We start from the raw sequence: 3,700 nt of genomic DNA, 5'->3' as shown, positions 1-3,700 counted from the left end.
GGATTAAGGGGTGGGGTGCAATGACTATGGGAATAACAACTAATTACCCGGACATGATATCACCCTCAATCCCTCTCCTTATAAAGGAGAGGGAAGCTAGATATAGGATAAAGTTTTGCATTTTATTTAATCCACGTTCCTAAGCGGCACGGATTTGGAAGTACTATTTTAAGCATCTCCCATCCGATTAATCAATGCAACGCCGCTAAAGTTGATTTCGCGCTTTGAGTTGCAGATATCGCTCAACTAACTGATCGGCAATTTGATTTGCTGGTGCATCTAGTACCAATACACCTTTTTGTTTCAACTGGGCAAATGCTACTTGTCGTTGCATTAATAAATCGAGTGCCACTGCACGGGCATAAGCATCTGTAACATCATCTGTGAAGGTGTGTGCCAGACGATCAACTTGCGGATCTCGCAGAGTCACGCAAAACGGGAGATAGCGGGGTGCTAGCTTGGAGAGTGCGGCCAAGAGTTCTGTAGAGGCGGTGACATCAACTAAGTCGGTAATCACGACTACAAGCGCCCTGCGAGTTTGACGCTGCAAAACATTTGTCACCGCCCCCAAATAATCAGATTCAAATAACACTGGTTGAATTGGAGTTAGGCGATCAATTAGCTGATTTAAATGATGTTGACCACGTTCTGGGGGAATCCACGTATGCATCTGGCGGTCAAATACACCAACTACCACGCGATCGCCTCGATGTAATCCCGCCAAAGCTAAGGATAAAGTTGCATTCATTCCCCAGTCAAATCTCTGCAAACTCTGCACTTTTGCCGTCATCAACCGGCCACGATCGAGCAAGATAAGTAATGTTTGTTCCTGTTCTGGTTCCAAAACCCGCACCAGTGGCATTGCATTACTATACGCCCCAACCCGACGGGCGGTAGCTTTCCAATCAATAAACCGCAAATCGTCACCAGTGCGATAGTTCCGCAGTTCGGCAAACTCTGTACCAATACCAGTTTTGCGAGATTGGCGCATTGATCCCGATGATTGCAGTGTCAGACGAATTGTGAGCGATCGCAATCCCACTAAATCAGGATAAACTTTCACTGGCAGACTTTGGGGAATTTGCCAATCATCCCAAGCTAATCCCCAAAGTCCCAACTGTCGGACTTGAATATTTCCCCAAGGAAACTCTCCCCGTTGTGTCGGCTTGACGGTATACGTCAATTCCTGGGTGCTGTTATTGGGAACAATAGCCCGGAGTGCGGGTGCAGATATGCCAAACCCTGTTGGGTAGTAGTCGCAGATTTCAATTAGGGCGTTAGTATTTGGCGATGTCACTTTCAGCACCACTGGATTATCCCGCCCAATGGATAATCGTGACGGTAATTCGCGGCTAATTTGCACGCGAGAACGCCGCACCTGTAAACCATCTACAACCATCAATCCGAGAACGATCGCATCAAATAGTAAAGTGATGGCGATCGCTGCTGTAATGTTGAGAAAAAGGGATAGGATCAGGGCGATCGCTATACCCAAAACCAACAATAAATAAACTCGTCTGGAAGGAACCATTTTTTAGAGTCAGAACTTAGGAGAATGACGATTAGCTTAACCTACGTGATCATGGGCAAAGCGGTTAAAAAGGACGGGGATTTGAGTGGCTAAAGGTTGTCCGATGTATGTTCCTCTTAAAGTGCGGTTTTGCATGGGGATTTTAGATTAAAGCCTAGTTGGAGTAGTTCACGTAGTATATTCGGCGTTAATCCTCACATAGTCGTAACTCAAATCACAACCCCAAGCTTTACCTGAACCATAACCATTGCCAACATTAACGGAGATTAACACCGTATCCTGTTGGAGATAAGCACCCCCTGCTGCTTTTTTCAAATAAGCACTCGCTGCTGCACGGTCAAATTGCAGAGGTTGACCATTTTCTAACATTAAAAAATTCCCTAGCTTAATTTGCAGGTTCTCTTGCTCAAAGGGCACACCTGCACGTCCTCCGGCGGCGGCGATGCGTCCCCAGTTGGGGTCACGTCCAAAGATTGCAGATTTAACTAAGGATGAACCAGCGATGGTTTTGGCTATTTGCCTAGCTGAGAGTTCGTCATGGGCGCCTGTCACTTCCACTTCAATTAGGCAGGTTGCGCCTTCACCATCACGAGCGATCGCTTTGGCTAAATGCTGGCAAACTGCTGTTAACATTGCCTCTAATTTCTCTGCTTCTGCACCCCATTCTGTAATTGCTGGAGTGCGAGATTGACCGTTTGCCAAGGCAATTAAGCTGTCGTTGGTGCTAGTATCACCATCTACGGTAATGGAATTAAAGCTTCTATCAGCCGCCCTTGCTAACATTTGCTGCCAAAGGTGAGGCGAAACTACAGCATCACAAGTCACAAATGCCAGCATGGTTGCCATGTTGGGATGTATCATACCGGAACCTTTGGCAATGCCACCAATTCGTACCGGGCGATCGCCTATAGTTGTCTCTAGAGCAATGGATTTTGTTACCAAGTCTGTAGTGATAATTGCTCCGGCGGCGGCATCTGAGCCTGTTTCTGAGAGTGCTGCTACTACCTTGGGAATTCCACTTCGCAAAGCATCCATCTTAATTCTTTGACCAATCACGCCAGTGGAAGCCAATAACACAGATTCAGACGAGATGTTCAATGCTTGGGCTACTGCCATAGCAGATTCTGAAGCATCAAGGTAGCCTTGAGTCCCTGTAGCCGCATTTGCTTGTCCGGCGTTGCAGAGGATGGCGCGAGCGCTATGTTTAGCTTGCAAGCGTTGGCGACAATATTCTACACAGGCAGCTTTAACTTGGCTGGTGGTAAATACACCAGCTGCGATCGCTTCTACCTCTGAAAATATCAAAGCTAAATCTGGCAACCCCGAAGGTTTCAATCCTGCGGTAATTCCCGCCGCCTGATACCCCCTTGGTGCTGTGATGCCACCCGTTATTTTTTGCCAATCTTCTGCCATTATTCTTCCTTATAACTATCAGGTTGGATAGGTCAATTTGTGCTTTCCAAAAGTGCTGAGTTAGGAGTTATCGAACAGAATTCAGGAGTCAGGAGTCAGAATTCAGAATGAATTCTCTGCGAAAAAGCGGATGAATAATCGGAGTTTTTGCACCCCCACCAAAAATTCTAGTTTTGTGGTCAACAAGAAAGTCGCGGGTCTCTCTTACAAAGTTGCTCCTCTTGGGGAGACCCCAAGACCGCACTTTGCGCTGAATCCCCGACTGAAAGATTGGTGAATTCTGGATTCTGGATTCTGGATTCTGCATTCTTCTTCAATAGTTTCGCTCTACTTCCTCTGCTTCCCAGTCCCTTTTATTGTGAGTTTATTTACTGATGGCAATAATAATGCACTAGTTGGCGATTGGCATAATTGTTTTTACCTTTCTTATGACGAAAGACAAAAGCAAAAAATGAGAGCCACTTGGGTCGCTCTCCAGATCATCACGGTGCATCTACTTGGTACACTCTATAATTTATAATCTAAGGGTTAATACTTATTTTTTGGAAATTATTTTTAATATTATTATAAAGTTAACCGTAAATACCACAAAAATAAAATAAAAAAGAGAGCTACTTAGGCAGCTCTCCAGATCATCAGGGTGCATCTACTTACCACAGCATATCATTTTAGGTATGCGGGTTGTCACCATTTTTTATATGAAGATTCTGTGAAGAAACACCGGGAAAATACTGACTTGGGGCATTGGGCATGGGG

The 3,700-nt window shown here is 45.5% G+C and carries 2 protein-coding genes; both read right to left on the bottom strand.

What is annotated here, in order from left to right; all coding sequences use genetic code 11:
• Nucleotides 1-205 precede the first annotated feature (205 nt).
• Complete coding sequence (locus tag HWQ41_RS00165) at nucleotides 206-1,531, bottom strand: DUF58 domain-containing protein (protein WP_292758590.1); 1,326 nt, start codon at nucleotides 1,529-1,531, stop codon at nucleotides 206-208.
• A 168-nt stretch (nucleotides 1,532-1,699) separates the two neighbouring features.
• Complete coding sequence (gene argJ / locus HWQ41_RS00160) at nucleotides 1,700-2,944, bottom strand: bifunctional ornithine acetyltransferase/N-acetylglutamate synthase (protein WP_292758587.1); 1,245 nt, start codon at nucleotides 2,942-2,944, stop codon at nucleotides 1,700-1,702.
• Between the last annotated feature and the right edge of the window lie 756 nt (nucleotides 2,945-3,700).

It is taken from the genome of Nostoc sp. NOS(2021) (assembly GCF_017115025.1).
In the GTDB taxonomy this organism is placed as follows: domain Bacteria; phylum Cyanobacteriota; class Cyanobacteriia; order Cyanobacteriales; family Nostocaceae; genus Nostoc.
The sequence above is the reverse complement of the archived record's forward strand: the minus strand, read 5'-3'. Positions and strand labels throughout refer to the sequence as shown.